This is a genomic window from Xanthomonas sp. BRIP62415 (genome assembly GCF_003993515.1).
In the GTDB taxonomy this organism is placed as follows: Bacteria; Pseudomonadota; Gammaproteobacteria; order Xanthomonadales; family Xanthomonadaceae; genus Xanthomonas; species Xanthomonas euroxanthea.
Genome location: NZ_QEZH01000006.1, coordinates 140,392 through 165,250, shown reverse-complemented (window position 1 = coordinate 165,250; position 24,859 = coordinate 140,392). Strand labels below are relative to the sequence as shown.

14 protein-coding genes are annotated in these 24,859 nt (G+C 67.0%); 1 reads left to right on the top strand and 13 read right to left on the bottom strand.

Going from position 1 to position 24,859, the window contains the following annotated elements:
* Window positions 1-104: 104 nt before the first annotated feature.
* The 9 genes from glnE to EO141_RS00955 form a co-directional block, all read right to left on the bottom strand.
* On the bottom strand, window positions 105-2,936 hold the full coding sequence (glnE, locus tag EO141_RS01000; protein ID WP_127168295.1) for a bifunctional [glutamate--ammonia ligase]-adenylyl-L-tyrosine phosphorylase/[glutamate--ammonia-ligase] adenylyltransferase: 2,832 nt from the start codon (window positions 2,934-2,936) through the stop codon (window positions 105-107).
* A gap of 420 nt (window positions 2,937-3,356) precedes the next feature.
* Window positions 3,357-3,707, bottom strand: coding sequence for a DUF3325 domain-containing protein (locus EO141_RS00990; RefSeq protein WP_127168294.1), 351 nt, complete (start codon window positions 3,705-3,707; stop codon window positions 3,357-3,359).
* Window positions 3,695-4,018: a hypothetical protein gene (locus EO141_RS00985; RefSeq protein WP_104583564.1), complete on the bottom strand. Its 324-nt coding sequence runs from the start codon at window positions 4,016-4,018 to the stop codon at window positions 3,695-3,697. Before EO141_RS00985 ends, EO141_RS00990 begins: the two co-directional genes overlap by 13 nt.
* Window positions 4,015-5,613, bottom strand: a complete 1,599-nt coding sequence (locus EO141_RS00980) for a PepSY-associated TM helix domain-containing protein (protein WP_241236597.1) — start codon at window positions 5,611-5,613, stop codon at window positions 4,015-4,017. The genes EO141_RS00985 and EO141_RS00980 overlap by 4 nt, the downstream gene beginning before the upstream one ends.
* Before the next feature lie 64 nt (window positions 5,614-5,677).
* The gene (locus tag EO141_RS00975) at window positions 5,678-8,209 is read right to left on the bottom strand and encodes a TonB-dependent siderophore receptor (protein ID WP_164738992.1); all 2,532 of its coding nucleotides are present in this window, start codon (window positions 8,207-8,209) and stop codon (window positions 5,678-5,680) included.
* Between the two features lie 118 nt (window positions 8,210-8,327).
* Window positions 8,328-9,377 (bottom strand): FecR domain-containing protein, encoded by a 1,050-nt coding sequence (locus EO141_RS00970; RefSeq protein ID WP_127168292.1) that lies wholly within the window; start codon window positions 9,375-9,377, stop codon window positions 8,328-8,330.
* Window positions 9,378-9,386: 9 nt separating this feature from the next.
* Window positions 9,387-9,896 (bottom strand): sigma-70 family RNA polymerase sigma factor, encoded by a 510-nt coding sequence (locus EO141_RS00965; protein WP_104534532.1) that lies wholly within the window; start codon window positions 9,894-9,896, stop codon window positions 9,387-9,389.
* A 419-nt stretch (window positions 9,897-10,315) separates the two neighbouring features.
* On the bottom strand, window positions 10,316-12,730 hold the full coding sequence (locus EO141_RS00960; RefSeq protein ID WP_127168291.1) for a hypothetical protein: 2,415 nt from the start codon (window positions 12,728-12,730) through the stop codon (window positions 10,316-10,318).
* A gap of 206 nt (window positions 12,731-12,936) precedes the next feature.
* On the bottom strand, window positions 12,937-15,114 hold the full coding sequence (locus tag EO141_RS00955) for a hypothetical protein (RefSeq protein WP_127168290.1): 2,178 nt from the start codon (window positions 15,112-15,114) through the stop codon (window positions 12,937-12,939).
* 387 nt (window positions 15,115-15,501) lie between these two features.
* On the opposite strand from EO141_RS00955, the gene EO141_RS00950 reads away from it, so the two are divergent.
* Window positions 15,502-17,016, top strand: coding sequence for an acetyl-CoA hydrolase/transferase family protein (locus EO141_RS00950; RefSeq protein WP_127168289.1), 1,515 nt, complete (start codon window positions 15,502-15,504; stop codon window positions 17,014-17,016).
* Between the two features lie 892 nt (window positions 17,017-17,908).
* Here EO141_RS00950 and EO141_RS00935 read toward each other — a convergent pair.
* From EO141_RS00935 to groL, 4 genes are all read right to left on the bottom strand, one after another.
* Window positions 17,909-18,982 carry a 3-deoxy-7-phosphoheptulonate synthase gene (locus tag EO141_RS00935; protein WP_104649313.1) on the bottom strand — a complete coding sequence of 358 codons (1,074 nt, stop codon included), beginning with the start codon at window positions 18,980-18,982 and terminating at the stop codon, window positions 17,909-17,911.
* Entirely contained in the window at window positions 18,970-19,221 is a 252-nt protein-coding gene (locus EO141_RS00930; RefSeq protein ID WP_127168287.1) for a hypothetical protein, read from the bottom strand. The genes EO141_RS00935 and EO141_RS00930 overlap by 13 nt, the downstream gene beginning before the upstream one ends.
* 496 nt (window positions 19,222-19,717) lie before the next feature.
* Window positions 19,718-22,609 (bottom strand): TonB-dependent receptor, encoded by a 2,892-nt coding sequence (locus EO141_RS00925; RefSeq protein WP_127168286.1) that lies wholly within the window; start codon window positions 22,607-22,609, stop codon window positions 19,718-19,720.
* A 490-nt stretch (window positions 22,610-23,099) separates the two neighbouring features.
* On the bottom strand, window positions 23,100-24,740 hold the full coding sequence (gene groL, locus EO141_RS00920) for a chaperonin GroEL (RefSeq protein WP_011035771.1): 1,641 nt from the start codon (window positions 24,738-24,740) through the stop codon (window positions 23,100-23,102).
* Window positions 24,741-24,859: the final 119 nt, after the last annotated feature.

Genomic DNA, 24,859 nt, shown 5'->3' with positions numbered 1-24,859 from the left:
GCGGTGGATGGATGCGATTCCAACGCAGCTGCACTTTGCCAACCCGCTCTGCATGCCGCACTCGCCTCATAGCGCAAGCAACGCAGCGCCCGGATACCGGCCTATCAAGGCGATGGCGCTGCCACATCCTTGCCGGCCGGAAACGCCAGTCCTTGTGCATGCGCGGTGGTGAAGATGCTGTGCCGTGCCTGCTGGATGGCCGGGGTCGGTGCGATCAGCCGCGACCGGCGATCCAGCGTGCAACTCAGGCCCGCTTCCACCAGCGTGGCATGGGCCTGGTGCAGCGCTGCTGCGCTCTCGGCCGGCAGCCACTGCACCTGCACCAGCGCATCGATCAAGGCGGGCGTGGCGCAGGCCAACAGCAACGTGGGATGGTGTGCGGCCTGGCCGAGCACACCGGCCTGCAGGACGAATTCCAGATCGACCAGGCCGCCGGCGCCCTGCTTGAGATCCAGTCGCCCCGCATCGCTGCGATCCAGTTCGCTGCGCATGCGCGCGCGCATCTTGCGCACGTCCTCGTGCAGCGCTGCGGTGTCGCGCACGCGTGTCAGCGTGTCGCCACGTACCTGCGCGAACGCTTCGCACAGCGCCGCATCGCCGGCCACCGCACGCGCGCGCACCAGCGCCTGATGTTCCCAGGTCCAGGCGCGCTCGCGCTGGTAGTCGCGGTAACTGGCCAGCGAGGACACCAGGGCGCCCTTGCCGCCGTCCGGGCGCAGCCGCACGTCGATCTCGTAGAGACGGCCGGCGCCGGTTTCGGCAGCCAGCAAGGTCATCACCTTCTGCGCCAGCCGCGCAAACCAGCGCCCGGCGTCCAACGGTCGCTTGCCATCGGAAGCCTCCACCTGCCGCGGGTGGTCGTAGAGAAACACCAGATCCAGGTCCGAGCCGAAGCCCAGCTCCAGGCCACCCAGGCTGCCGTAGCCGATGATGGCGAACGCCCCGCCCGGCACCTGCCCGTGCGCAGCGATCAGTTCGCGGCGCGCCAGCTGCAGCACCGTCTGCACCACTGCTTCAGCCAGCCAGGCCAGCTGCTGGGTGCTGTCCACGGCCTGCTGGCGGCCATCGAGCGTGGCCAGTGCAATGCGGAAGCTCAACGCGAGGCGGCGCTCGTTGAGTTCGCGCAGCGCCGCTTCGGTGTCCTCGATCTGCAAGGTGTCCAGGCACGCAGCCTGCAATGCGTCGCGGTCGGGCAACGGGCCGCTGATGCGGGTGTCGAGCAGTTCGTCCAGCAACAGCGGATGTGCAGCCAGGCGTTCGGCCAGCAGGGCGCTGCGCGAGAGCACATCGACCAGGCGTGCGAGTGCGCTGGGCTGTTCGTCCAGCAGGGCCAGGTAGCTGGTGCGGCGCAAGGTGGACTGCAACAGGCCGAGCATGCGGCGCACGGCGGCATCGGGTTGGCTGGCGCGGGTGGCCGCATGCAGCAACGCCGGCATGACACGGTCCAGGCGCGCGCTTGCGGTATCGGAGAGCGCACGCACGCCGGAGGACTGCGCAAAATCGGCCAGCACCTGATGCGCGCCGCCTGGGTCGTGCAAGCCAATGCCGGCCAACGGTGCGGCATCGCCTTCGGGCAAGGCGCGCCAGTAATCGGCAAGCGCATCGGGCGCGCTGGTGCGGACACGTGGTGCCAGCAGCTCGGCAAATTCGGCGGCAACGCGCGCGCGCTGCGGCGTGAGTGCCTGCAACAATGCCGGCCAATCCGCGTGGCCCAGGCCCAACGCGATGCGTTCGCGATCCAGCGGCACCTGCGGCAAGGCATGCGTCTGTGCATCGCGCAACATCTGCAGACGATTCTCGAGCCGGCGCAGGAAGCGATACGCCTCGGTCAATGCGTGCCCGTTGTCCGCATCGATCTGGCCTGCGTCCACCAGCGCCTGCAAGGCAGGCAGCAAGCGCCGCTCGCGCAGGCTCGGTTCGCGTCCGCCGCGAATCAGCTGCAGCGATTGCGCCAGGAACTCGATCTCGCGAATGCCACCCGGCCCGCGCTTGATGTCGTCCAGACGATCGTGCCGGGCGACTTCGGCAGTGATCGCCGCCTTCATCTCGCGCAAGCCGTCCAGCGCGGTGAAGTCAAGGTAACGCCGGTAGACGAAGGGGCGTAGCGTCTCCAGCCAGGCTTCGCCGGCATCGATATCGCCGGCCACCGCGCGCGCCTTGAGCCAGGCATAGCGCTCCCAGTCGCGCCCTTCGCGCTGGAAGTACTGGTCCATGCCGGTGAACGACAAGGCCACCCGCCCGGCCGTGCCGAACGGACGCAGGCGCAGATCCACACGATGGCTGAATCCATCGGCGGTGGTTTCGTCGAGCAGCTTGGCCAGCTGCTGGCCCAGGCGTGCGAAATATTCCTCCGCCGCCAGCGGACGGGCACCATCGGATTGGCCGCCCTGCGGATACGCGTAGACCAGATCCACATCCGAGGAAAAATTCAGCTCGCCCCCACCGAGCTTGCCCAGCCCGAACACCACCAGCCGCTGCACACTGCCGTCTTCGGCAATCACCTGGCCGTGGCGGTCGCGAAATTGCTGCTCCAATGCCTGCAGCCCACATTGCAGGCAGGTTTCGGCCAGGCGGGTGGCACCGGCCAGGGTGGCATCGACGCTATCGAGACCGAGCACATCGCGCCAGACCAGGCGCGTGGATTCGGCGCTGCGATAACGCCGCAGCTGCGCTGGCCAGGCCTGGGGCTGTGCGGCGTCCAGCACCGGCAGCGGCAACGGCGGTGGATCCGGCTGCGCCAGGTGCTGCAGCAAGGCCGGCTGGCGCGCCAGGGTATCGAGCGCAAACTCGCTGGCGAGCGCAACCTGTGCGAGCTGCCGAGCGACGTCATCGCCCGGCCAGGGCTGGTCGGCCGGCACGGCATGACGAACACGCGCCACGGCCCGCTCGATCAGGGCGGTGAGCGCAGGAGACACGGACATGATGGGCGGCGACATGCGCCGATTCTGGCATCCCTGCGCGATGGCGGCATATGTCTACGGTTGATCCAGCGGTGTCGAGGGTCAGCAATGCAACTACCGGGTTTACCACCGCGCTGCGTGTAGTCCCATCAGCACGCGGCCATGTCAGCGGGCGTGATGTCCTCACTGGTTGCGGGCTCCTTGGCGGCTTGTTCGATGTCTCTTTTTTTAGGCGTTGTGCCCCGAAGGGGCCTCAGCGTGTGGATAGCTCAGTTGCGGAGCAGTTGATGTGCGACTTGGCTGCAGGGCCCTTGCCCGCCCACCATCGCAGGACACGCCGCAAGTACGTCCATGTAGGCTCTTACGCGGCATCCATGCCGCGTAAGGTCCCGCGACGGTGGGCGGGCAAGGACCAGACGGGATGGTCGGTGTGTGTGGTCTTCAAACGACAGCAAGCTACAGCACGTGCCAAGCCATCACTGCGCATGCCGCGCCGCCCAGCAGCACTGCCAGCCCTGCACTCCAGCGCGGCGCGTACGCCAGGCCCAGCGCTACCCACAGCGCGGCCACGCTGACAAACCCCAGCCACAACAAGGTGCCCACCGCTCCGCCCCAAGCGAGCACGCACAGCACCAGCGCGGCGATCAACAGACAGACAGCCATCGCACGCAGCAACCAACGCTGCATGACCGGCGCAGTGCGGCGGCCGGTGAGCTGCTCGTAATGGCGATGCATCGCCACGGCCAGGGCCATCATTGCGGCATGGCAGAGCGCGGTGCCCAGCAGCGCGGTGATCAGCCCATCCATGGCGGATGTCCCAGCGCCCAATTCACGCCCCCCAGCACGGCGATGCCCACGCCCAGCCATCCCCACATGCGCAACGCACTGCGCGCTCGAAACATCCACAGCACGACGACCGTGTAGATGGCGAAACTCAGCAAGGTCGTGCTCAGCACCGAGACCGCAGGCGACACGCCGGCAAACCGCGACAGCAGCTGCGCCAGCACGCTGCAGCCGGTGGAGGTCAGCGCATAGCCGCCGACGCTGGCAGCGAGTACGCGACCGGCAACCGACCAGCGGTAGCGCGTCACCGACGCGGTGCTCGAAGCAGGCTTCACAACACATCCATCGCGGCAGCGGCGCCGCGCCTGGCGCGTGTCGGCACCGGTCGCACCGCGCTGCGGTGCGCCCGATATGCCGCGTAAGCAAATGCAATGCCGAAGACCAGCGAGACCAGCTCGACCCCGGCGCGCTGCAGGTCGTCGGCAGCCAGATACACACCCAGGTGCTGTCCGGTGGTGACCGCATTGAGCAGCGGCAAGCCCAGGCACAGCAACGCGGTCATCGCCAGTTGTTCCACCCAGGCACGGGCGGGCGGGCGCAGCAGCGCATGCAACAGCGTGGCCGCCCATACCCACAGGAATGCGTGGATTTCGATCTGGCTGCGCGCGGCCTGCGCAGCCGGCACCAGGCGGTTGGCGTAGAAATACCCAATGCTGGCCAACGCGGTTCCTGCGAGCGCGGCGGCATTGAGCGCTTCCACCACCCGATAGATGCCGGCCGTGGCCGCGCCGAACTCCTGCTCGCTACGCCGACGCCGCTTGATCGAAAACAGCACCGTGCCGGTGGCCATCATCAAGGTGCCGGCCAGGCCGCAGATGAAATACAGCCATTTGCTGGTCCAGCCGCCGAAACCGGCCACGTGCAAGGTCTTGATGACCTCTTCCACATCCTGCGCGTGCATGTCCGTGCGTGCGGCATCCGCGTGCCGCTCCAGCAGCGCGCCGCTGTTCGCGTCGAATACCACGCTGTTGGCTGGGTTGAGCAAGCGCCGCGAGCTGCCGGTCGCGGCCACGCGCGCGATCACCCGCAGCTTGCTGCCGGGTTGATCGGGCCGCTCGATCACCAATGTCAGCGCAGGCGCACCATTGAGCACCGCTGCACGCTGCACCAGTTCCGGCAGATAGGCAGGCACACTGTTGACCGCGATTTCGCCTGTGCTGGCAGCAGGCACTGCCGGCGTCAGCGCATCGGCATACCGCGTGTACGCGGCCTCGTCGCTGCCATACAGCGCCTGCAATGGCCCGGGCATGTAGCTGGTGGCGAAATACGCCAGGCCGGTGTAGACGATCATCAGCAAAAACGGCAGCGTCAGCACCGCGGTGGCGTTGTGCGCGTCCAGCCACGAGCGCTGGCCCTTGCCCGGGCGGAAGGTGAAGAAATCCAGAAAGATCCGCTTGTGCACGATCACCCCGGACACCAGCGCGATCAGCCCGCACAGCGACACCCAGCCCACCAGCCAATAGCCGGGAATGCCGCCGTGCAAGGTGTAGTGGAAGCTCATGAAATGCCGGCCGCCTTCGGTCTGCCGGCCCCACGGCGATGGCAGCAGCTCGCCGCTGCCGGGATCCAGCGCTGCCTGATCCTGGCCATCGGATGTCCGCCAGAACAGCGTGAGCGCCTCGCCCGGATGCGTGGGCAGGCTGATCCGCCACATGCGCGCCTGCGGCGCAAGCTGGCGCAGCTGCGCCAGTGCACGCGGCACCAGCGCGTCTTCCGACAGGACCGTGTGCATGCGCGCGCTCGGCAGGGCCGGTGCGGCCTGCATCCAGCTGGTGATCGGATCACGAAACACGCTGAGCGTGCCGGTCAGGAAGATCGCGCACAGCAGCCAGCCGCAGCTCAGGCCGCACCAGGTGTGCAGCCAGGCCATGCTTTGACGAAAGCCATCTTTCATCCGGCACGCACCCGGTACCACCGCAGCACGCGTGCACGCATCACAGCGCGCCGCGCAGGGTCACCATCACATTGCGCGGTTCGCCGTAATAGCGCCCGTTAACGAAGCTCGACAAGGTGGTGTAGTAGTGCTTGTCGAACACGTTGTTGAGATTGACCGCCACCGACCATTGCCGGTTGACCTGGTACCGCGCCAACGCATTCCAGACCGCACGCCCCTGGATCGGCGCGGTGGCAGTGCCGATCTGCCGGTACGCCGCGCTCTGCGCGCTGACACCGCCGCCGACGGTGACATCCTGCAGCACGCCCGGCAGCCGGTACGTGGTCCATACCCGCAGCAAGTGCTTGGGCGTATAGCTGTTGAAGGTCTGGCCCTGGCTGCTGACATCCTGCAGGTAGGTGGTGCGGTTGAAGGTGTAGCCGGCAAACACATTCCAGTCGCGCAGCACCTCGCCGCTGACTTCGGCATCGAAGCCACGGCTGCGCACCTTGCCGCTGTCGATGTAGCAGAAATCGTTGTTGCGGCAGGTGGGGCTGGTGCTCAGGTCGGCCTGGGCGCGGTTTTTCTGCTCGATCTGGAACAGCGCAAACGCGCTATTGATGCGCCCGTCCAGCCACTCGCCCTTGAGGCCCAGCTCGTAGTTGGCCCCGGTCATCGGCTTGAGCATCTCGCCGGCTTCGGTCTGCGCGTTCTGCGGCTGGAAGATGTCCGCGTAACTGGCATAGGCCGACCAGGTCGGGCTCAAGGCGTACAACAGGCCGGCGTACGGCGTGACCTGCCCGGTCTCGCGGGTGTGCTCGATCGATTGCGATGGCGATAGCCCGGTGGTGGTGGTGTTCCAGCGGGTGTCGTGCCAGCTCACGCGGGTGCCGACGATGGCCCTCAACGGATCGGTCAGCTGCCAGCGCAATGCGCCATACATGCCGAATTCGCGCGAGGTGCCATGCCGGGCCTCGCGCGCATTGGCGAAGATTTCCGCATCGCCGATCGCCCGCACATTGCGCTGCAGATCGAACACGTTGAAGGTCTGGAAGTTGTTCTTGTTGCCGTAGACCGTATCCACGGTGGTCTCGGCGAAGTTGCTGCCGATCACCAACTCGTGCCTGCGTCCCAGTGCATTGAACTGCCCGATCACATTGGCGTCGAAGCCGAAGGCGTCCGCATCGGAAATGGTGCGCGCGGCCAGCAGCGCGCCGGTGCCGTTGGCCGGATTGATCGCGCGGCTGGAGCTGGCGTATTTCAGATCGTGCAGCTCGCGTACCTGCACCGCACTGAGCTTGAACACCCAATCGGCAGTGAAGCGATGGTCCAGGTCCAGATACAGCCCGCGATTGGACGAGGACTGCCGGTTCCATGCCGCACCCAGATTGGTCTGGCGCGGCAGGCCGATATCGCGGCCATCGCTGAAACTGGGCAGACCGCCGAAGAACGGCCGGCCTTCCACCTGTTCGTAGCTCACGCCCAGGCTGAGCTGGGTCTGCGGCGAAAACGCGTAGTCGAGCGTGCCGTAGTAGGTAGGCGTGCGGCGCGTGACGCCATCCACGAATGAGCGCTGGTCCTGGTAATCGATCACCCCGCGCGCGCGCAAGGCGCCATCGGCGCTCAGGTTGGCGCTGGCATCGATCAGCGCACCGTAGCGATCCCAGCTGCCGCCCTGCACCATCACGCTCACGCCCGGCACATCCAGCGGGCGCTTGCGCACCAGGTTCACCGCGCCACCGGGATTGCCCGCGCCCTGCAGCAGGCCGGCCGCACCGCGCAGCACTTCGGCGCGATCGTAGATGCCCATGTTGGCGCTGTAGTTGCTCGCCCGGCCATACATGCCGCGATTGAGCGGCACGCCGTCGTACTGCACCGTGGTGATGTCGAACCCGCGCGAATAGATGTACTTGCCGCCCTGCGGGCTCTGCACGATGGTGATGCCGGTGGTGCTGGCCAGCGCGTCGTAGACCGAGGTGATGTTCTGCTCGTCCATCAACTGGCGGGTGACCACGCTGATCGACTGCGGAATGTCCTTGAGCGACTGCTCGCCGCGGCCGATGCTGACCGCGCGCGCGGTATAGCTACCGGTGCCGCTGGTGGCCGCACTGCGGTTGGCCTGCGCGGTCACCTTGACGGTGGGCAGCAGCCACGCATCCACCTCGCTCCTGGTCGCGCTGGGCTGCGGCGCGGCGCGCAGCACGTAGCCGCCGGTCTGCAACGGCACGGCCTGCAAGCCGCTGCCGGCCAGCAGCGCAGCCAGGGCGGCCGGTGCGGTATAGCTGCCCTCCAGCCCGGCGGTGGTCTTGCCGTCGGTCTGCGCGGCGGTGAAGCTCAGCAACAGGTTGGCCGAACCGGCCAGTTCACGCAGCGCCGGCGCCAACGGGCCGGCGGGGATGCGATACGCCTGGCGGGCATCCTGCGCGGCAGGCGCGGTCTGGGCGATTGCCTCGGGCATGCCCGCACACAAAGCCAGGCTGCAGAGCGCAAGCGCCACGGCCGTGCCGAGTGGGCGCTGCACGGCCTGCACCACGGCGGTGCGCTGAGACGAGGAAGAAGAAAGTTGGCCGCGGCGGCGGGCAGTGATCGACATGCTGTTCCCACAAAGGTTTGGTGTCGCACTGACACCGTCATTGGGGAGGTGCCACAACGGCGGCGATCGGGCAGCCCGGGTGCACACTTTTTTTGGCGACGTGCCAGCTGGCGGCGCCTCAGCCCTGCCCGGCTGCCTGCACCGTCACCCAGTAACGGCTGCGCCGGCTCACCCGCACCGGCAGCACGCTGGGCAGCATCGCCAGGATGCGGTCGGTGTCGTCCAGCGGGAACACGCCGGAGACGCGCAGGCCGCCTACCAGCGGGTCGCAGCGCAACAGCCCGGAGCGATAACGGCCCAGTTCGGCGACAAACGCATCCAGGCGCCACTCGTCGGCAATCAGCTGCCCGCGCACCCAGGCGGAGCCCTGCACATCGACCGGCGCGATGGCGCCGAGCGCGTCGGCGGTAAAACGGCACTGTTCCCCCGCCTGCACGCGCCCGACGGCCTGCGCGGCCGCATGTGGCCGCACCTCCACCGCGCTTTCCAGCACGCTCAGCCGGGTGTCGTGTTCGTCCTGGCGCACGCAAAAGCGCGTGCCCAATGCGCGGATATCGCCCTGCGCGGTGCGCACCAGCAAGGGCCGCGCATCGTGGCCCGCGCCCAGCGCCTGCGCGGTGGTCACCATGATCTCGCCGGCCAGCAACTGCAGCAGCCGTTGCTGCGCGTCGAACCGCACATCGATGGCGCTGCGGGTGTTGAGGGTGATGCGGCTGCCATCCTGCAACTGCACCTCGCGGCGCTGCCCCGTCGCAGTGGCGTAATCGGCGGTGGCGCGCTGCCAGCGTTCGGTGCGCGAGGCCAGCACGCCGGTGGCTCCGGCCACCCCACCCCATAGCAGCAGATTCAGCGCCTTGCGCCGGCCCGGCGATGCCTGGCCATTGCTGCCGGCATACGGCGACAGGCTGCGATAGGCCGCCTGCGGGGTCAGCGTCTTCAGCCGCCCGGTCACCGCCTCGATATGCGCCCACGCCCGCGCATGGTCCGGATGCGCATCGCGCCATTGTTGCCAGCGCTGCAGCTGCGCCTGGCTCGCGGTGCCGGACATCAGCACCGTCAGCCACTCGGCAGCCTGATCGGCGACCTGCGCACTGATCGGTTGCCCGCCGGCCAGCGGTGCTCGCTGGTCATCGGCGGCGCGCGCGCGGCGTGAGGCGGCATCAGCCATCCGTGCGGCTCACGCCGACAGGGCGAACAGGCAATGCCGGTTGGCACGCGTGAGATATTGCTTGACCGAGCTGCTGGACACGCCCAGCCGCTGCGCGATCTGCGCGTAGCTCAGCTCCTGCAGATGCGCCAGCAGAAAGGCTTCCTTCACCTTGGGCGGCAGCCCATCCAGCGCCTGGTCCACCTGCTGCACCGCTTCCAGCGCCAGCAATTGCAGCTCCGGCGACGGCGCCAGTTCTTCCGGCAGCGCAGCCAGCAGTTCCAGGTAGCTGGTTTCCAGCAACTTGCGCCGCTGCCGGTGCGCCATCAAGCGGCGCGCGATGGTGGCCAGGAACGGGCGCGGTTCGCGGATCTGGTCGGCCGCCCCTGCGCTGATCACGCTGATGAAGGTGTCCTGCGCCAGGTCGGCAGCCACGAACGCATCGCCCAGCTTGCGCCGCAGCCAGCCCTGCAGCCAGCCGTGGTGGTCGGTATACAGGCGCTCCACCTGCTGATGAAGCGCGCCTTGCGTGACCGACACGATGACCTCCTGAACGGCTGATCCGGACGGCAAGGCGTCCGGCGACAAATGAGAATTGATCTCATTCTAGCGGAAGCCGGCCGAGCCTGCAGCCGCAGCCACCGGCCGATCCGTCAACGCGGGTGGGCGACGTGTGGGCAATTGGCGCCCCTGCGTCAGCCGGCAGTGGCCTGGCCAGCCCTTCGACAGCTGGGTGTCTGGCAGGCGAGCGGCGGTGCGGTGGCTTGACTCGCCAGGCGTCGGGCAATAAAAAAGCCCGCTTGCAGCGAACTGCCAGCGGGCTTTGCTCCCTCCCCCACGTCGGGATGCAGGATCATAGTGCGCGCCCCGAACGCCACTTGCACGCTGCACTGCAAAACAACACCAGGCAGTACAGAACTGGCGCTTTCTTCTTCACGTCGCGTTGGCGCGCGGCAGCCTCAACGCAGCAGATCGGGCTGGGCCTGATACCACTCCGGTGCACGCAGCAGATGCCATTGCGGGGTCTGGCCGCGCAACCCCACCGCTGCGCTCAACATGCCCCAGCGCGCGAGCAGGCTGCCGCTGCGCTGGCTGCCCTGCAAGCGCAGGCGTGCATCCACCTGAAAGCGTTCGTTGCGTGCCTGCAGCCGGTCGACGATGACGGTCTCGCCCTGCCAATGCACACGCCCGGTCACCTGCGCCTGGCCTGCATCCACCAGCCGCAGCATCCAGTTCGGAATCGAACGATCGCGCGCGTATAGCGACATCAGGAATGCCAGGTCACGCACCTGGATGCGCACGCGTCCATCCACACCGACCGGCTGGCGCCATTGCATGCGGGTGTCTTCCAGCACGATGCGCGCCCACCAGCCATCGCGGCGCCGGCCATCGGGCCCGGTGAATCCGACATTGCGCAGCTGGATGGTGCTGGCATCGAGGCGGAAGTTTTCTGCACGCAGATCGCCGCGCTGCAGGCGCAGGTCCGCATCCACGTCGCCACGCAGTGCCAGGCCGGCAAACTGCAGCCGCGCCGCACGTGCGCCGATCCGCAGGCCGCCCTTGCCGATGCGGCCGCCGGGTTCGATCTGCAGATCGCCGCTCAATACACCGTTGCCGCCATCGAAGCGCAACTGCTGCTGCGGGAGATAGCGGTTGTAGGCACGCAGATCCGGCACGCGCGCATTGGCGAACCGCAGGTGCGCGCGCGTGGCGTCGCGCAACGTGGCCAGGTTGCGCGCGTCGGCGCGCGTCTGCAGCTCCAGACGCAGGTCGCGGCCCTGCACGAATGGACGCGTGGGCGCCTCGTCGTGCGCAATCGAGAACTGCTGCATCTGCAAGGCAAGTGCCGGCAGCAGCTGTCCGCGCGCATCGGCGCTCACACGCAGATCGGCACTGGCCTGGCCATCGATCGCATGCCCCATCACGCCGACATGCGCACGCACGTGCGGCACCTGCAGGCGGCTGCCGGCGCCGAGCTGGCCGCGATCGATGCGCAGATCCGCATCCACCAGGCCCTCGCCTTCCAGCGTCAGCCAGTCCACATCGGGAAACAGCGCCGGAATCCAGCTCAGCGAAGACAGTTGCCAATGCAGGCGCGCATGCCCGGAGGTGCGCGGCAGCAGGCTGCGCATCGATTGCAGCGGCAGTTGCCGGCCTTGCACGCGCAGATCCGCATCCAGGGTCAGCCCGGCATCGGCCGGCTCGGGCATGCTGACTTGCAGACGCATGTCCTGATCCACCTGCAGTTGCGCTGCAAGCTCGCCCAGCAGGGCAGCCGGCGTGCGCGTGCCATCGTGCAGCGGTGCGCGCCATTGCAGTTGGCTGCCGGGCTGCAGGCTGCCACGCGTCCAGCGCAACTGCCCATCCGCACGCCCCTTGCCGGCACGTGTGGCGAGCGTATGGCGTCCTTGCGCATTGCGTGTGACATCCAGTGCTGCGGTGTCGCCATGCACGGTCAGCTGCGCATCGGCAAGCTGCAGCATCGCCAGCCCGCGCGCCTGATCCGGCGCATGGCGCGCGATGCTGGCGTCGATGCGCAGCTGCCCGTTGCGCAGCACCTCGCTACCACCCCAGCGCATCCGTGCATTGTCGAAGCGCGCCCGCGAGGGAAACAGTTCCATCGGCCCGCCGCGCAATTGCTTGAACAGGCCCAGCTCCAACTGACCATCGCCTTCGATCTGCAGCTGACGCAGCGTCACTTCCTGCACCTGGTCGGCGACGATGCGGTCGAATTGCAGGGTCCAGGCCGGAGCGGTCGATGCGGGACCTGCGGGTACGCCAGCGGTCTTGGCGCCCCCGGCGGATTGCGGCACACCGGTGGATGCGCCGGTCGTGCGTGCGGGCGGCGGCGTGCTCGCCGCGACGTCTGGGGTGCGTGTGGGTGGCTTGTCCTGCGCGGTCGTTGGCGTCGTCGTACTGGCTGCGTCAGCCAGCGCCGCGGCTACCACCGGCGTATTCGGCGCTGTCGCCGGTGCTGGCATCGCCACGGTACCGGCCGTGGGCACAGCCGCCTGCATGCCGCCACGCACCCGGTGCGCATGCACCTCCGGCACCAGCAACTGCCGGTGCAGCAACGGCAGCAGCTGTACTTGCCCGCTCATGCGCTGCGCGCTGACGTTCCAGCGGGTGCGTGCCGAGCGGCCTTGCAACTCCACCCTCCACAGCGTCAGCCGGCCTGGCCACCAGGTCACTGCCGGGCCCCAGTGCATGGTGAACCTGTCCGGCTTGCGATTGAGCGCGGCCGGCCCGAGTGGCGTGTTGAGCAACAGGTTGCCGAGCAGCAGATAGCTTGCGTACACCACCAGTAACGCCAGCAACGGCCAACGCACCAGGCGGGGCAATCTTTGCCAGCGGGCGCGAACAGGCATCGTCATGACGGCAAGGCTCCTGAAGACCGCGCACGCGGCATGACGCAGTGTGCCAAGGAAACCGTGAGCGCGGTGCGCAGCGGCGAGTGCGGCGGGACACCGGCAGGTTGCCCGGTGTGCAGTCGATGTCCTGCACGCGCGGCAATGCGCGCACTACCTCTTCGAAGACGGCAAAGCTGGCCGCGTTACGCAAGCCTCAAACAAGGAGCCGCTTACTTCGCCTTCGACACCGCCGGCAGCAATCCCGGCTGCGCGTCGTACCATTCGCGTGCACCGGCCAGGTGCCACTGGCGTTGCTTGCCATCGAGTTCGATCCCGGCGCCCAGCACGCCCCAGCGCAGATACAGGTCGCCGCGCCGCTGCTCGTCGTTCAAGGCCAGCCGCGCACGCAGCGACAGGCGTGCATTCTCCGCATGCAGGTCGTCGATCAGCAGTTGCTGCTTGCGCCAACGCACCCTGCCGGTGGCGTCGAGTTCGCCCGAATCCAGCAAGCCCAATACCCAACGCGGGTAGTCGGCGCGTTGCGCGAACACCGACAGCAGCGGCGCGATATCGCGCATGCGGATCGCCGCGTCGGCATCCACCTGGAACGGTGCGCTGGCCTGGATGGTGCCGGCACCGACCTGCATCTGCCCCCACCAGTTGGCATCGGCGCTGTCCTCGCCCACCCGCATATTGCGCAGGCGCACGCGCGTGCCGCTGAGGTCGAAGAACTTGTTCTTGAAATCGGCGCGCTGCAGCTGCGCCTGCAATTCGGCATCGCCGCGCATCTGCACGCCGGCCAGCGCCAGATGCGCGCCCTGCCCGCGCAGGTTGGCATGGCCGCTGCCCACATCGCCGGCGGCATTGAGCGCCACATCGCCGGTCAGGCTGCCGCTGCCGCCGAGCAGGCGCACGTTGTTGCCCGGCAGGTAACGGTTGTAGACGGTGAGATCGGGCACGCGTGCATCGCTGAAACGCAGCTGCGCCTTGAGCGTGTCGCGCAGGCGCGCCAGTTCGGCGTCGCCATGCATGGCCAGCTGCAGATCGCGGCCGTCCAGCAGGATCTGTTTGGGTGCAGCGCGCGGCGCGGCCTTGAAGACGGGGATGCTCACGTCCAGATGCGCCTGCGGCGTGGCGGCATCGTCGATGCGTCCATGCGCCTTGGCGACACCGGCCAGCCGCGTGTCGAACACCTGCGCCACTGCCTCCACCCGCGGAATCTCCAGGCTGCTGCCGCTGGCGAGCCGGCCTTGCGCCAGGCGCAGATCGGCCTCGACCAGGCCACCGCCTTCGAGCTGGAACCACGGCTTGCGCACGAACAGCTCGGCAATCCAGTTCAGCGACTCGAACTGCCAGCGCCCACGCACCTGCCCGGACAGGCGCGGCAGCACCTGCGCAGGATCCTGGAAGGGGATGCTGCGTCCGGCAACGCGCAGATCGGCCTGCAGCTCGCTGCCCGTCTTTGCGTCGCGCGGCAGCCGTGCCTGCACGCGGATGTCGCGCGCCACGTCCAGCTGCAGCGCCAGCATGCCGCGGTCGGTCGCCCCGACGCCGGCCATCAACGGCAGGCGCCAGACCGCATGGCTGCCTTCCTGCAGCGTGCCGCGGTCCAGCGTGATGTCCGCCTCCACCCGCGCCGCCGACGGGCCGCTGCGGATGTCCACATGCGGCGCACCGGTGTCGATCTTCAACGCCACCGTAGCGGCCTTCAGCTGCAGGCGCGCGTGGGTGATGCCGAGCTTGCGCAGGCCCGGCGCTTCATCGCGGTAGTGACGCGGAAACTGGAATTGCGCATCCAGCTGCGCGCCATTGAACACCTGCACCCCGTCATAGCTGACCACCGCATCGCTGAAGCCTGCCTCGGAGGGAAACAGCTCCGACGGGCCACCCTTGAGCTGCTTGAGGAAGCCGACGCTGCCATGGCCCTGCCCGGCGATCAGCAGCTTGCCCAGGCGCGCGCTGCGGATGCTGTTGCTGGTGATCGCATCGAAGCGCAGCGTCCAGCCCTGGTCGCCGCGTGGCGGTGGCGGAATCGGGGTGTCGGAGGTTTCCACCTCCGCGCTCAGGCCGGTGGCGTGCAACCACGGCAGGCGTACCTCGCGTCGCAACAGTGCCAGCAAGGCCACGCGCGCATTGGCGCGATCGGCATGAAACACGTACACGGTGCGGTTGGCCTGCCCGCGCATGCGCACGTTCCAGGCCATCACCTGCCCCGGAAACACCGTCAGTGCCGGGCCGGTCTGCATGGTGAATTTATGCGGCTGCCGATTGGTGACGGCATCGAACAGCGGCGTGTTGAGAAACAGGTTGCCGGCCAGCAGATACAGCACATACAGCGCCACCAGCACGACCACTGCGATGCGCCATGGCCGGGGCCAGCGCTGGAAGCGGTCGCGAAGAGAGGGCATGGGCGCAGGCACAAGTCGAGTCTGCCGCCACTATCGCGGTTGCGCTGGCGGCGAGGCGTGAACGTGGCCGGTGGCCCGTTACCGCACACGCTGCATGCCAGCCGGGGCTGCATGACGGCCGGCTGCAGCGCGGGTGGTGCGCGAGACGGCCGGCCAGGTCCGCCAGGTGACTGCACGCCGGCCAGCGGCGACGCCAACGCCACATATGGCAGCGTCCCAGATGCGCAACGGGAGTGGATGAAGCCTCGCCCGTGCCGTGCTCCTGCCACGCAACAGGTCGCTTCGCACGCGGCCGACGCGGCCCGCGAGGCGCATTGCACCATGGTCGCAGCGCGGCCGACGCACGCAGCGGCGATAATGGGACGTCTCCTGCCTGCTGTGCCGCCCATGTCCGACGAACGCATCCTGTACGCGCCGCTGCGCGAGCGCCTGGTTTCTGCCGAGGCCGCTGCCGCATTGATCCAGCCCGGCGAGACCGTGGCGATGAGCGGCTTCACCGGCTCCGGTTACCCCAAGGCGGTGCCGATGGCGCTGGCGCAGCGCATCGAAGCGGCGCATCTGCAGGGCCAGCCGTTCCAGATCAAGTTGATGACCGGCGCGTCCACCGCGCCGGAACTGGACGGCGCACTGGCCAAGGCCGACGGCATCGCCATGCGCATGCCGTTCCAGTCCGACCCGGACGCGCGCCAACGCATCAACGCCGGCACGCTGGACTATATCGACATCCATCTCAGCCACGTCGCCCAGCATGTCTGGTTCGGTTTCTACGGGCAGATCGACACCGCCGTGGTGGAAGTCTCGGCGATCCGCGCCGACGGCAGCCTGGTGCCGTCCACCTCGATCGGCAACAACAAGACCTGGCTGGACCTGGCCAGCAAGGTGATCATCGAGGTCAACGACTGGCAGCCGGCCGGCCTGGATGGCATGCACGATGTCTACTACGGCACCGCGCTGCCGCCGCAGCGCAAGCCGATTCCGCTGATCCACGGCGACGACCGCATCGGCGAGCCCAGCCTGCGCTGCGATCCGGACAAGATCGTGGCAGTGGTGCGCACGCATGGCCCGGACCGCAACAGCCCGTTCGCCGCTGCCGACGCCAGCAGCGAACGCATCGCCGAACACTTGATCGCGTTCCTGCGCCATGAAGTAAGCAAGGGCCGGCTACCGGCCAGCCTGCTGCCGCTGCAATCGGGCGTGGGCAATATTCCCAATGCGGTGCTGGCCGGGCTTGCACGCAGCGGCTTCCGCGATCTGGAGGCCTTCACCGAAGTGATCCAGGACGGCATGCTCGCGCTGCTGCGCGATGGCGTGCTGCGCTACGCCTCGTGTACCGGTTTTGCGCTCAGCCCGGAGGGCAACGAGGAATTCAAGCGCAATATCGATTTCTACCGGCAGCGCATCATCATGCGCACGCAGGAGATTTCCAATCACCCGGAACTGGTGCGCCGGCTCGGCTGCATCGGCATGAACGGCATGATCGAGGCCGATCTGTACGGCAACGTCAATTCCACCCACGTGATGGGCAGCCGCATCATGAACGGCATCGGCGGCTCCGGCGACTTCGCGCGCAATGGCTTCCTGTCGATCTTCCTGAGCCCCAGCATCGCCAAGGCCGGCAGCATCTCGTCGATCGTGCCGATGGTCAGCCATGTCGACCACACCGAACACGACGTCTCGGTGATCGTCACCGAACAAGGCCTGGCCGATCTGCGCGGCCTCACGCCCAAGCAACGCGCACGCCAGTTGCTCGATCACTGCGTGCACCCGCGCTACCGCGATGCATTGGAAGAGTATGTGGCGCGCGCCAATCGCGACAGCTATGGCAAGCACACCCCGCATCTGCTGACCGAGGCACTGTCGTGGCATCAGCGCTGGTTGGAGACCGGGGATATGTTGGGGTGAGTGGGGAATCTGGAATCTGGAATCGGGAATCTGGAATCGGGAATCGGGAATCGGGAATCGGGAATCGGGAATCGGCGGTTGTAGCCCATCGCCTCGGCGCGATAGGTGGTTTGGAAGAACTTCGATGCTGGATGGTGCTTTGGCCGCCGTTGCAGAGGTCAGAGCGCAGTTGTCATGCTGGCGTTTGACGCTGGCCGAACTGCATTGCCGGTGCCGACCTGCGTGACATCGCCACGTCATGCAGGTGGCGGATAACGTTCCTGCCCGCTCGCATTCGGCGGCAGGACGGCTCTCTCCCCCTCCTGCCGCTGGGCGCGACGGGTCATTACCGGGTGGTGCCAAATCCGCCAGGCGGCTCCGTGCAGCGGCCCGGCGTTGGCGTTCTGAAGCGGCCATTAGCACGAGCACGCTTGTGTTCATTGCCAGGCTGCTCGACAGGCTTGTTGGCCGCTGGTCGCCGCAAGCTAGCGCTGTTGCGGATGTGCTGCGTTTTGGGCGCTTTGCACTTTGAAGATGCCGAACATTGAATGGAATGTGCGCCGCGTTGAATGCGCAGTGCGTTGAATACGCTGCGTGTTGAGGTACTACAGTTTCGATGGAATGCGCGTTGAATCTGTTGCCATTGCGCGAGCGCAAGTGCGCCGCGCCGTTACAAGCATGCAGCCTTGGATGGCTGCCTTCCGCCGTACCGTCACCCCATCCCCCGCTCCGCGCCCCGGCCCGCGCTTGCGGCGCGGGCGCGCCAAGGCACGCGCGCCCGTGACGCGCAAACCGTGCCTTGGCGCGCCGCAGTGAAAGGGGCTTCTCCCTTCTCCCTGCGGGAGAAGGTGGCGCGCAGCGCCGGATGAGGGTGCGGGCGAAGCCGAATCCCCTCACCCGGCTGCCCCGACGATCACGCCGCTTCGGCAACCCGCCTGGCACGCCGCGCACGCACGGCCGTCGCCAGGCGCTCCAGCACCTGCACCGAGGCGTCCCAGCCCAGGCAGCCGTCGGTGATGCTCTGGCCGTAGGTCAGCTCGCAGCCGGGCACCAGCTCCTGGCGTCCGCCGACCAGGTGGCTCTCCACCATGACGCCGACGATGCGCGTCTCGCCGCCTTCCAGCTGCGTGGCGATGTCGTCGATGACCTTGGGCTGGTTCTCGGGGTTCTTGCCGCTGTTGGCATGGCTGGCATCGATCATCAGGCGTGCCGGCAACCCGGATTTGTTGAGCACCTGGCTGGCCGCTTCCACATTGGCCGCATCGAAGTTGGGCTGCTTGCCGCCGCGCAGGATCACATGGCAATCCGGATTGCCTGCGGTTGCGGCCACCGCAGTGTGGCCGTCCTTGGTCACGGCCAGGAAATGATGCGGGTGCGAGGCCGCGCCCACCGCATCCACCGCGATCTTGACGTCGCCACCGGTGCCGTTCTTGAAGCCCACCGGGCACGACAGGCCCGAGGCCATTTCGCGGTGCACCTGGCTTTCGGTGGTGCGCGCGCCGATCGCGCCCCAGGCCACCAGGTCGGCGATGTACTGCGGCGAGATGATGTCGAGGAATTCCACACCGGCCGGCAGGCCGAGGTTGTTGATGTCGCGCAGCAGACCGCGCGCCACCCGCAGGCCCTTGTTGATCTGGAAGCTGCCATCCAGATCCGGGTCGTTGATCAGGCCCTTCCAGCCGATGGTGGTGCGCGGCTTTTCGAAGTACACCCGCATCACGATCTCCAGCGCATCACCGAACTGCTCGCGCAGCGGGCGCAGGCGGTGCGCATAGTCCATCGCCGCGACCGGATCGTGGATCGAGCAGGGCCCGATCACCACCGCCAGGCGGTCGTCGTGGCCATGCAGGATGGCGTGCAGCGCGGCGCGCGAGTTGGTCACGGTTTCGGAAGCGCGCTCGTCGCAGGGCAGCAGCGACAGCAGCTGCGAAGGCGGGGCAAGGGCTTCGATCTTGCGGATACGCAGGTCATCGGTCACGGGCGGCATAACAGTGTCTCGGTGGGCGGTGTTGCATCAGGGGGGCCAGGCGCGGCGGCAACAAAAAAAGCCGCCAGTGTGCGCTGGCGGCTTTTCGGGAATGCTGCTGAAGATTTCTTCAGGGTGAGCGCAATCCGTCCTCCGCCAGCGGCATCGGAAAACCGTAGTACCAAAAGTAAAACTGGCTGCGGGGTGCGTTCATTGAGTGCATTGATACCACGCACGTTTCGGCCGTGCCACTGTTTCATCGGCAACGGAACGTTGCAGCGCGCTGCCGGCGCCATCCGGGTCGATGGCCTGACCCGCGCTTCATCGTGTCCAACCCCCTGCAATTGCAGCGTCTCAAACGCAACCTGCGCAGGGATGCAACGCCGATACGCCGCGGGCATAAGCACGGCCGATCATGATGATGCGAACAATCGATCACCAACTCCGCGGAGGTCAGGACTGGGCGCGGTACACCCGACCAGCCCTCTCTCCCTTACATGGCTTCAACCAGCGCCGGCTTCGATGTTGGGTCACTGCGCTGCGTACTCGGACAACGCACCCAGCGACAAGTAGCGGTAACTCCCGCGCTGCCAAGATCCAGTCAGGCCCTGCGGCAGAAACGTTTCGTGTCGACCATCGTCGGTGACCACGCAACCCCACCTGCTGCAGGGTGGATGACAAACGGCGCGCCCGTTTTTGCCTGCACCACACGCCACGGCGCTATGCCGTGACGTGTGGTGCGGCCGCCACGCTCAATCAGAAGGTGAACACATATTCCGCCGCCACTTCGCGGCCGATCGGATTGAACAGCGTGGTGTTGTAGAAGCCGTAGCCGTAGAAGCGCTCCTTGTTCTCGTAGCCCACTTCGTTGAACACGTTGTTGACGTAGAAGTTGACCTTGGCGTGGTCGGTGATCTTGTAGCCGGTGCTGAGGTTCCAGTAGATCGCCGGGCCGACGCGGCCAAAATAACGCTTGCTGCTCTCGCCCAGATGCACGTTGGCGGTGTCGGTGACCACGCATGCGTCCGCGGCACTGGGTTGGTAGCCATCGTCGAAACGCGCGCAGGTGCCCCAGTTGACCGCGCGCATGGAACCGAGCCGGCGGAAGTACACCGTCCAGTCCCAGGCGCCGCCGTTATCCCAGTGCACGCTGCCACGTACACGGCTGCGCACGCGTTCGTCGCGGCGGTTTTCATCGCTGTCGGTGCGGTAGATCTGTTCGCGGTAGGCCAGCAGGCTGTTGTAGTCCAGCGACAGCTGGAAGTTGCCCCAACCCGCGGTGGCAAGCCGGTATTTCAGCGAGGCGTCAATGCCGGAGGTTTCCATCTGCGCCAGATTGATCGGGCCGCGCTCGATGCTGGCGATGGTGCCGTCGGCGTTGCGCGTCACCCGCGAGGTGATGGTGTCGCAATAGCCGGCACCGCCGGGATTGTTCCAGGCACCGCCGCTGATGGTGGTGCCGGTGCGGCAGCCAGCTTCGGCCGACAGGATCTCGTCGCGGTCCAGATCCTTGATCATTTCCTCCAGCTGGATGCGGTAGTAATCCACGCTCAGCGACAGGCCCTGCGCGATGTCCCACACCACCCCGCCAGTGAACGAGCGGCCGGTTTCCGAGCGCAGATCCGGGGTGCCGCGCCGATTCACATCCACGGTGTAGTAGATGTTGCTGTTCTCGTCGTTGCAGCCGCCGGTCTGATACGCGCCAGAGGCGATGCAGCGGTACTGGTCGATCACGGTCTGGTTGGTGGAGCTGGGTTCGCCGAGCACGTAGTGCATGTCAGGCGCGCGGAAGCTGGTGGCCAGCGTGCTGCGCAACAACAGGCTCTCGACCGGGCGCCATTCCAGACCCGCGCTCCAGGTGGTGTCGCTCTGGGTGCCGACATCGGTCGCAATCGCAGCCGAGGAACGGTAATTGCCGTAGCGATCGTAGCGACCGGCGATGTTGGCGCTCAACGTCGACAGCAGCGGGATCTGGAATTCCAGCCCGGCCGAACTGCGCAGGCGTTCGCCACCACCACTGTCCACCACGTCCACCGGGTAGCATTCGTTGGCGCAGGGGTCGGGCGACAGCTGGTAGCCCTGCTTGGCGACTTCGGCCACGGTGGCGAAGCGGATCGGCCCGGCCCAGCCCTGCACCAGATCGCCGCTGAGGCTGAAACTGGCCTGGTTCACCCACGAATACGCCGAGTTGTGCGATTTGGCGACCAGGTCGTCGTACTCGCTCGAGGACAGCGGCGCATACAGGCGCGCCTGGTTGATCGCATGGATCGGCGCGCCATCGGCAGCGGTGCCGATGGGGCTGCCGAGGAAATACGCGGTGGCGCGCGCGGTATCCACGGTGCGCACGTATTCGTCCACCGTGTAGCGCGAGCGGCCCACGCTCAGTTCCCAGTCGAAGCGGTCCGCCCACGCACCGCGCAAGCCGGCACTCAGGTCCCAGGACTGCTCCTTGTTGTAGTTGGCCAGCCGGTCCCAGCCGCCGGCTTCGCGCCGGGTGAGCTGACGGATCAGGTTCAACGAGCGCCCGGTGTCGGCGTCCTGAAACGGGCCCAGATACGCGTACGGCGGGTCGTAGGTCCAGCGGCCGATGCTGCGGTTGGCCGACAGCGTGGCCCAGGCTTCGGTGTGCTCGCCGAATTTCCAGGTGCCGTAGAGATAGGCCGAATAATCCTCGCTGCCGGTGACCAGCCCCCAGTCGCCGTAGTCGCGCGCCACGCCGCAGTAATCGCCGGCATTGGTGACCACCCCGGTGTTCTGGTCGTAGCTCAGCCGTTGCCCGTCGATGAACTCGCCGCCGAAGCGCGCGCAGGTGCCAGCAGGTGGCGCCAGGCGTTCGCTGGTGTTGGCATCGACCAGGCTCAGGCCGGTGAACGGATTGAAGCCGTAGCGGCGGTTCTGCCCGGTCCAGTTGGAATAGGACATGTCGTCGGAGTCGTCCATCTGCGGGCGATCGCGCCCGTTCAGCGGGTCGCGCCGGGTGGCCTGCAGCGCGTAGGTCAGGCTCCAGTTCTCGCCGGTGCGCCCGCCCGCCCATGACACGTCGAAACTGTCGCGGCCGCCTTCGGTCGCAGTGCCGCCGCGCAGGCGCACCTGGTCGCCCTGGTAGTCGCGCTTGAGGATCACGTTGACCACGCCGGCCACCGCGTCCGAGCCGTAGATCGCCGAGGCGCCGCCGGTCAGGATGTCGATGCGCTCCACCGCCGCGGAGGGGATGTTGCTGTAGTTGGAAAAGTTGCTTTCGCCGCCGTACGGCAGCGGGTAATCGGCCACGCGGTGGCCGTTGACCAGCAGCAGCGTACGGCCCGGCCCCAGGTCGCGCAGGTTGATCGGTGAGGCATTGGGCGTGTGCGAGCCCCACTGCGTATCGGCCTCCACCGAGCCCTGCTGGTTCATGCTGTTGAGCACGTCGTAGACGGTGGCAAAGCCCTCTTGCTGGATCTGCTGCGCGGAGATGGTGACCACCGGCTGCGCGCCTTCGACCTGCGCGCGCTTGATGCGCGAGCCGGTGACGCTGACCGCGTCCAGCGTGGAGGTGGCACGCGGTTGATCCGGCTCGGCCTGCTGGGCAGTGGCCGACGGTGCGACGGCGGCGGTCAGGGCAAGGGACAAGGAAATCGACAAGGCAAGGCGATGACTGCGGCAGTTCATAAGATCCCCGGGAGAGGCCGGCATGGCCGGCGTGGCGTTCCACTGCAACGACGCCTGCGAGCGATGCACTGCATCGCCGCCCCCTGTCCGATGGCCCCCCGACCGTTCGGCGCAAGCGCCTGCCCAGCGACGCTAGGGTTGTGATGACATCGGTGTCAACACCTTGTCATGCAAGTGTGATTGACGTCGCGATCTGCGCGGTTTTGCGATGGTGCACACGGTTGGGGCCGCGAGCCGGTTGCGCGGGCCGGTGGTGCATCGGCGCGGCGTAGGAGCGCACCCGGGCGCGATTGGGGCGCTACCGGTGAAGCCTCGTCGCGCCCAGGTGCGCTCCTACGGGTCATGGGGTCATGGGGTCGTGGCTCATGGGGGTTGCGTGGACCAGGCACGACCAATCGACGATCGCCTCTTGCGGCATCCACGACCGGCCACAAAAAAACCCCGCCTTTCGGCGGGGTCCTTTTTTGCTGCAACAACCGATGGGGCTGGATCAGAAATCCATGCCGCCCATGCCGCCCATGCCACCGCCGGCCGGCATCGCCGGCTCGTCCTTCTTCGGTGCATCGGCCACCATGGCTTCGGTGGTGATCATCAGGCCGGCGATCGAGGCTGCGTTCTGCAGCGCCGAACGGGTGACCTTGGTCGGATCCAGGATGCCGAACTCGACCATGTCGCCGAACTCGCCGTTGGCCGCGTTGTAACCGTAGTTGCCGGTGCCTTCCTTGACCTTGTTCAGGATCACGGACGGCTCTTCGCCGGCATTGGCCACGATCTCGCGCAACGGGGCTTCCATCGCGCGCAGGGCGATCTGGATGCCGTGGGTCTGGTCTTCGTTGGCACCGGTCAGGTTACCGACGGCCACCAGCGCACGCACCAGGGCCACACCGCCGCCCGGGACCACGCCTTCTTCGACGGCTGCACGGGTGGCGTGCAGGGCATCTTCGACGCGGGCCTTCTTTTCCTTCATTTCGATTTCGGTCGAAGCGCCGACCTTGATTACTGCAACGCCACCGGCCAGCTTGGCCACGCGCTCCTGCAGCTTCTCGCGGTCGTAATCGGACGAGGTGTCCTCGATCTGGGTCTTGATCTGGCCAACGCGGGCTTCGATCGTGGCCGAGTCGCCGGCGCCGTCGATGATGGTGGTGTTCTCCTTGGAGACCTGCACCTTCTTCGCACGGCCGAGATCCTTGATCGTGGCCTTCTCCAGCGCCAGACCCACTTCCTCGGAGATCACGGTACCGCCGGTCAGCACCGCCATGTCTTCCAGCATCGCCTTGCGACGGTCGCCGAAGCCCGGTGCCTTGACGGCCACGACCTTGACGATGCCACGGATGGTGTTGACCACCAGGGTCGCCAGCGCTTCGCCTTCGACTTCCTCAGCCACGATCAGCAGCGGCTTGCCGGCCTTGGCCACGCCTTCCAGCACGGGCAGCAGGTCGCGCACGTTGGAGATCTTCTTGTCGTGCAGCAGGATGAACGGGTCGTCCAGGTCGGCCGACTGGCTCTGCTGGTTGTTGATGAAGTACGGGGACAGGTAGCCGCGATCGAACTGCATGCCCTCGACCACGTCCAGCTCGTTTTCCAGGCCCGAGCCTTCTTCAACGGTGATCACGCCTTCCTTGCCGACCTTCTGCATCGCTTCGGCAATGATGTTGCCGATCGACTCGTCCGAGTTGGCCGAGATGGTGCCGACCTGGGCAATCGCCTTGTCGTCGGTGGTGGGCTTGGAGATGTTCTTCAGCTCGATGACGGCAGCCTTGACGGCCTGGTCGATACCGCGCTTGAGGTCCATCGGGTTCATGCCGGCGGCCACGGCCTTGGCGCCTTCGCGGATCAGGGCCTGGGCCAGCACGGTGGCGGTGGTGGTGCCGTCGCCAGCGTTGTCGTTGGTCTTGGAAGCGACTTCCTTGACCATCTGCGCGCCCATGTTCTCGAACTTGTCAGCCAGTTCGATTTCCTTGGCGACGGAAACGCCGTCCTTGGTGATGGTCGGCGCGCCGAAGCTCTTCTCGAGCACGACGTTGCGGCCCTTCGGGCCCAGGGTGGCCTTGACGGCATTGGCAAGCACGTTGACGCCACGGACCATGCGGGTACGTGCGTCTTCACCGAAACGAATGTCTTTAGCAGCCATTGGTATGTAACTCCGGAAATGGGGAATTGGGAATGGGGAATCGGTAGATCAACAGCGTGAATCGGGCCTGGGTGGGATGGCGAAGGGCGCTAGCCGCTTTGCCTATTCCCGATTCCCAA

Excerpts from the sequence above, each read along its gene's own strand:
- glnE (WP_127168295.1), bottom strand. The coding sequence starts at position 2,936 with ATGTCGCCGCCCATCATGTCCGTGTCTCCTGCGCTCACCGCCCTGATC.
- EO141_RS00990 (WP_127168294.1), bottom strand. The coding sequence starts at position 3,707 with ATGGATGGGCTGATCACCGCGCTGCTGGGCACCGCGCTCTGCCATGCC.
- EO141_RS00980 (WP_241236597.1), bottom strand. The coding sequence starts at position 5,613 with ATGGCCTGGCTGCACACCTGGTGCGGCCTGAGCTGCGGCTGGCTGCTG.
- EO141_RS00975 (WP_164738992.1), bottom strand. The coding sequence starts at position 8,209 with ATGTCGATCACTGCCCGCCGCCGCGGCCAACTTTCTTCTTCCTCGTCT.
- EO141_RS00970 (WP_127168292.1), bottom strand. The coding sequence starts at position 9,377 with ATGGCTGATGCCGCCTCACGCCGCGCGCGCGCCGCCGATGACCAGCGA.
- EO141_RS00960 (WP_127168291.1), bottom strand. The coding sequence starts at position 12,730 with ATGACGATGCCTGTTCGCGCCCGCTGGCAAAGATTGCCCCGCCTGGTG.
- EO141_RS00955 (WP_127168290.1), bottom strand. The coding sequence starts at position 15,114 with ATGCCCTCTCTTCGCGACCGCTTCCAGCGCTGGCCCCGGCCATGGCGC.
- EO141_RS00950 (WP_127168289.1), top strand. The coding sequence starts at position 15,502 with ATGTCCGACGAACGCATCCTGTACGCGCCGCTGCGCGAGCGCCTGGTT.
- EO141_RS00935 (WP_104649313.1), bottom strand. The coding sequence starts at position 18,982 with ATGCCGCCCGTGACCGATGACCTGCGTATCCGCAAGATCGAAGCCCTT.
- EO141_RS00930 (WP_127168287.1), bottom strand. The coding sequence starts at position 19,221 with ATGAAACAGTGGCACGGCCGAAACGTGCGTGGTATCAATGCACTCAAT.
- EO141_RS00925 (WP_127168286.1), bottom strand. The coding sequence starts at position 22,609 with ATGAACTGCCGCAGTCATCGCCTTGCCTTGTCGATTTCCTTGTCCCTT.
- groL (WP_011035771.1), bottom strand. The coding sequence starts at position 24,740 with ATGGCTGCTAAAGACATTCGTTTCGGTGAAGACGCACGTACCCGCATG.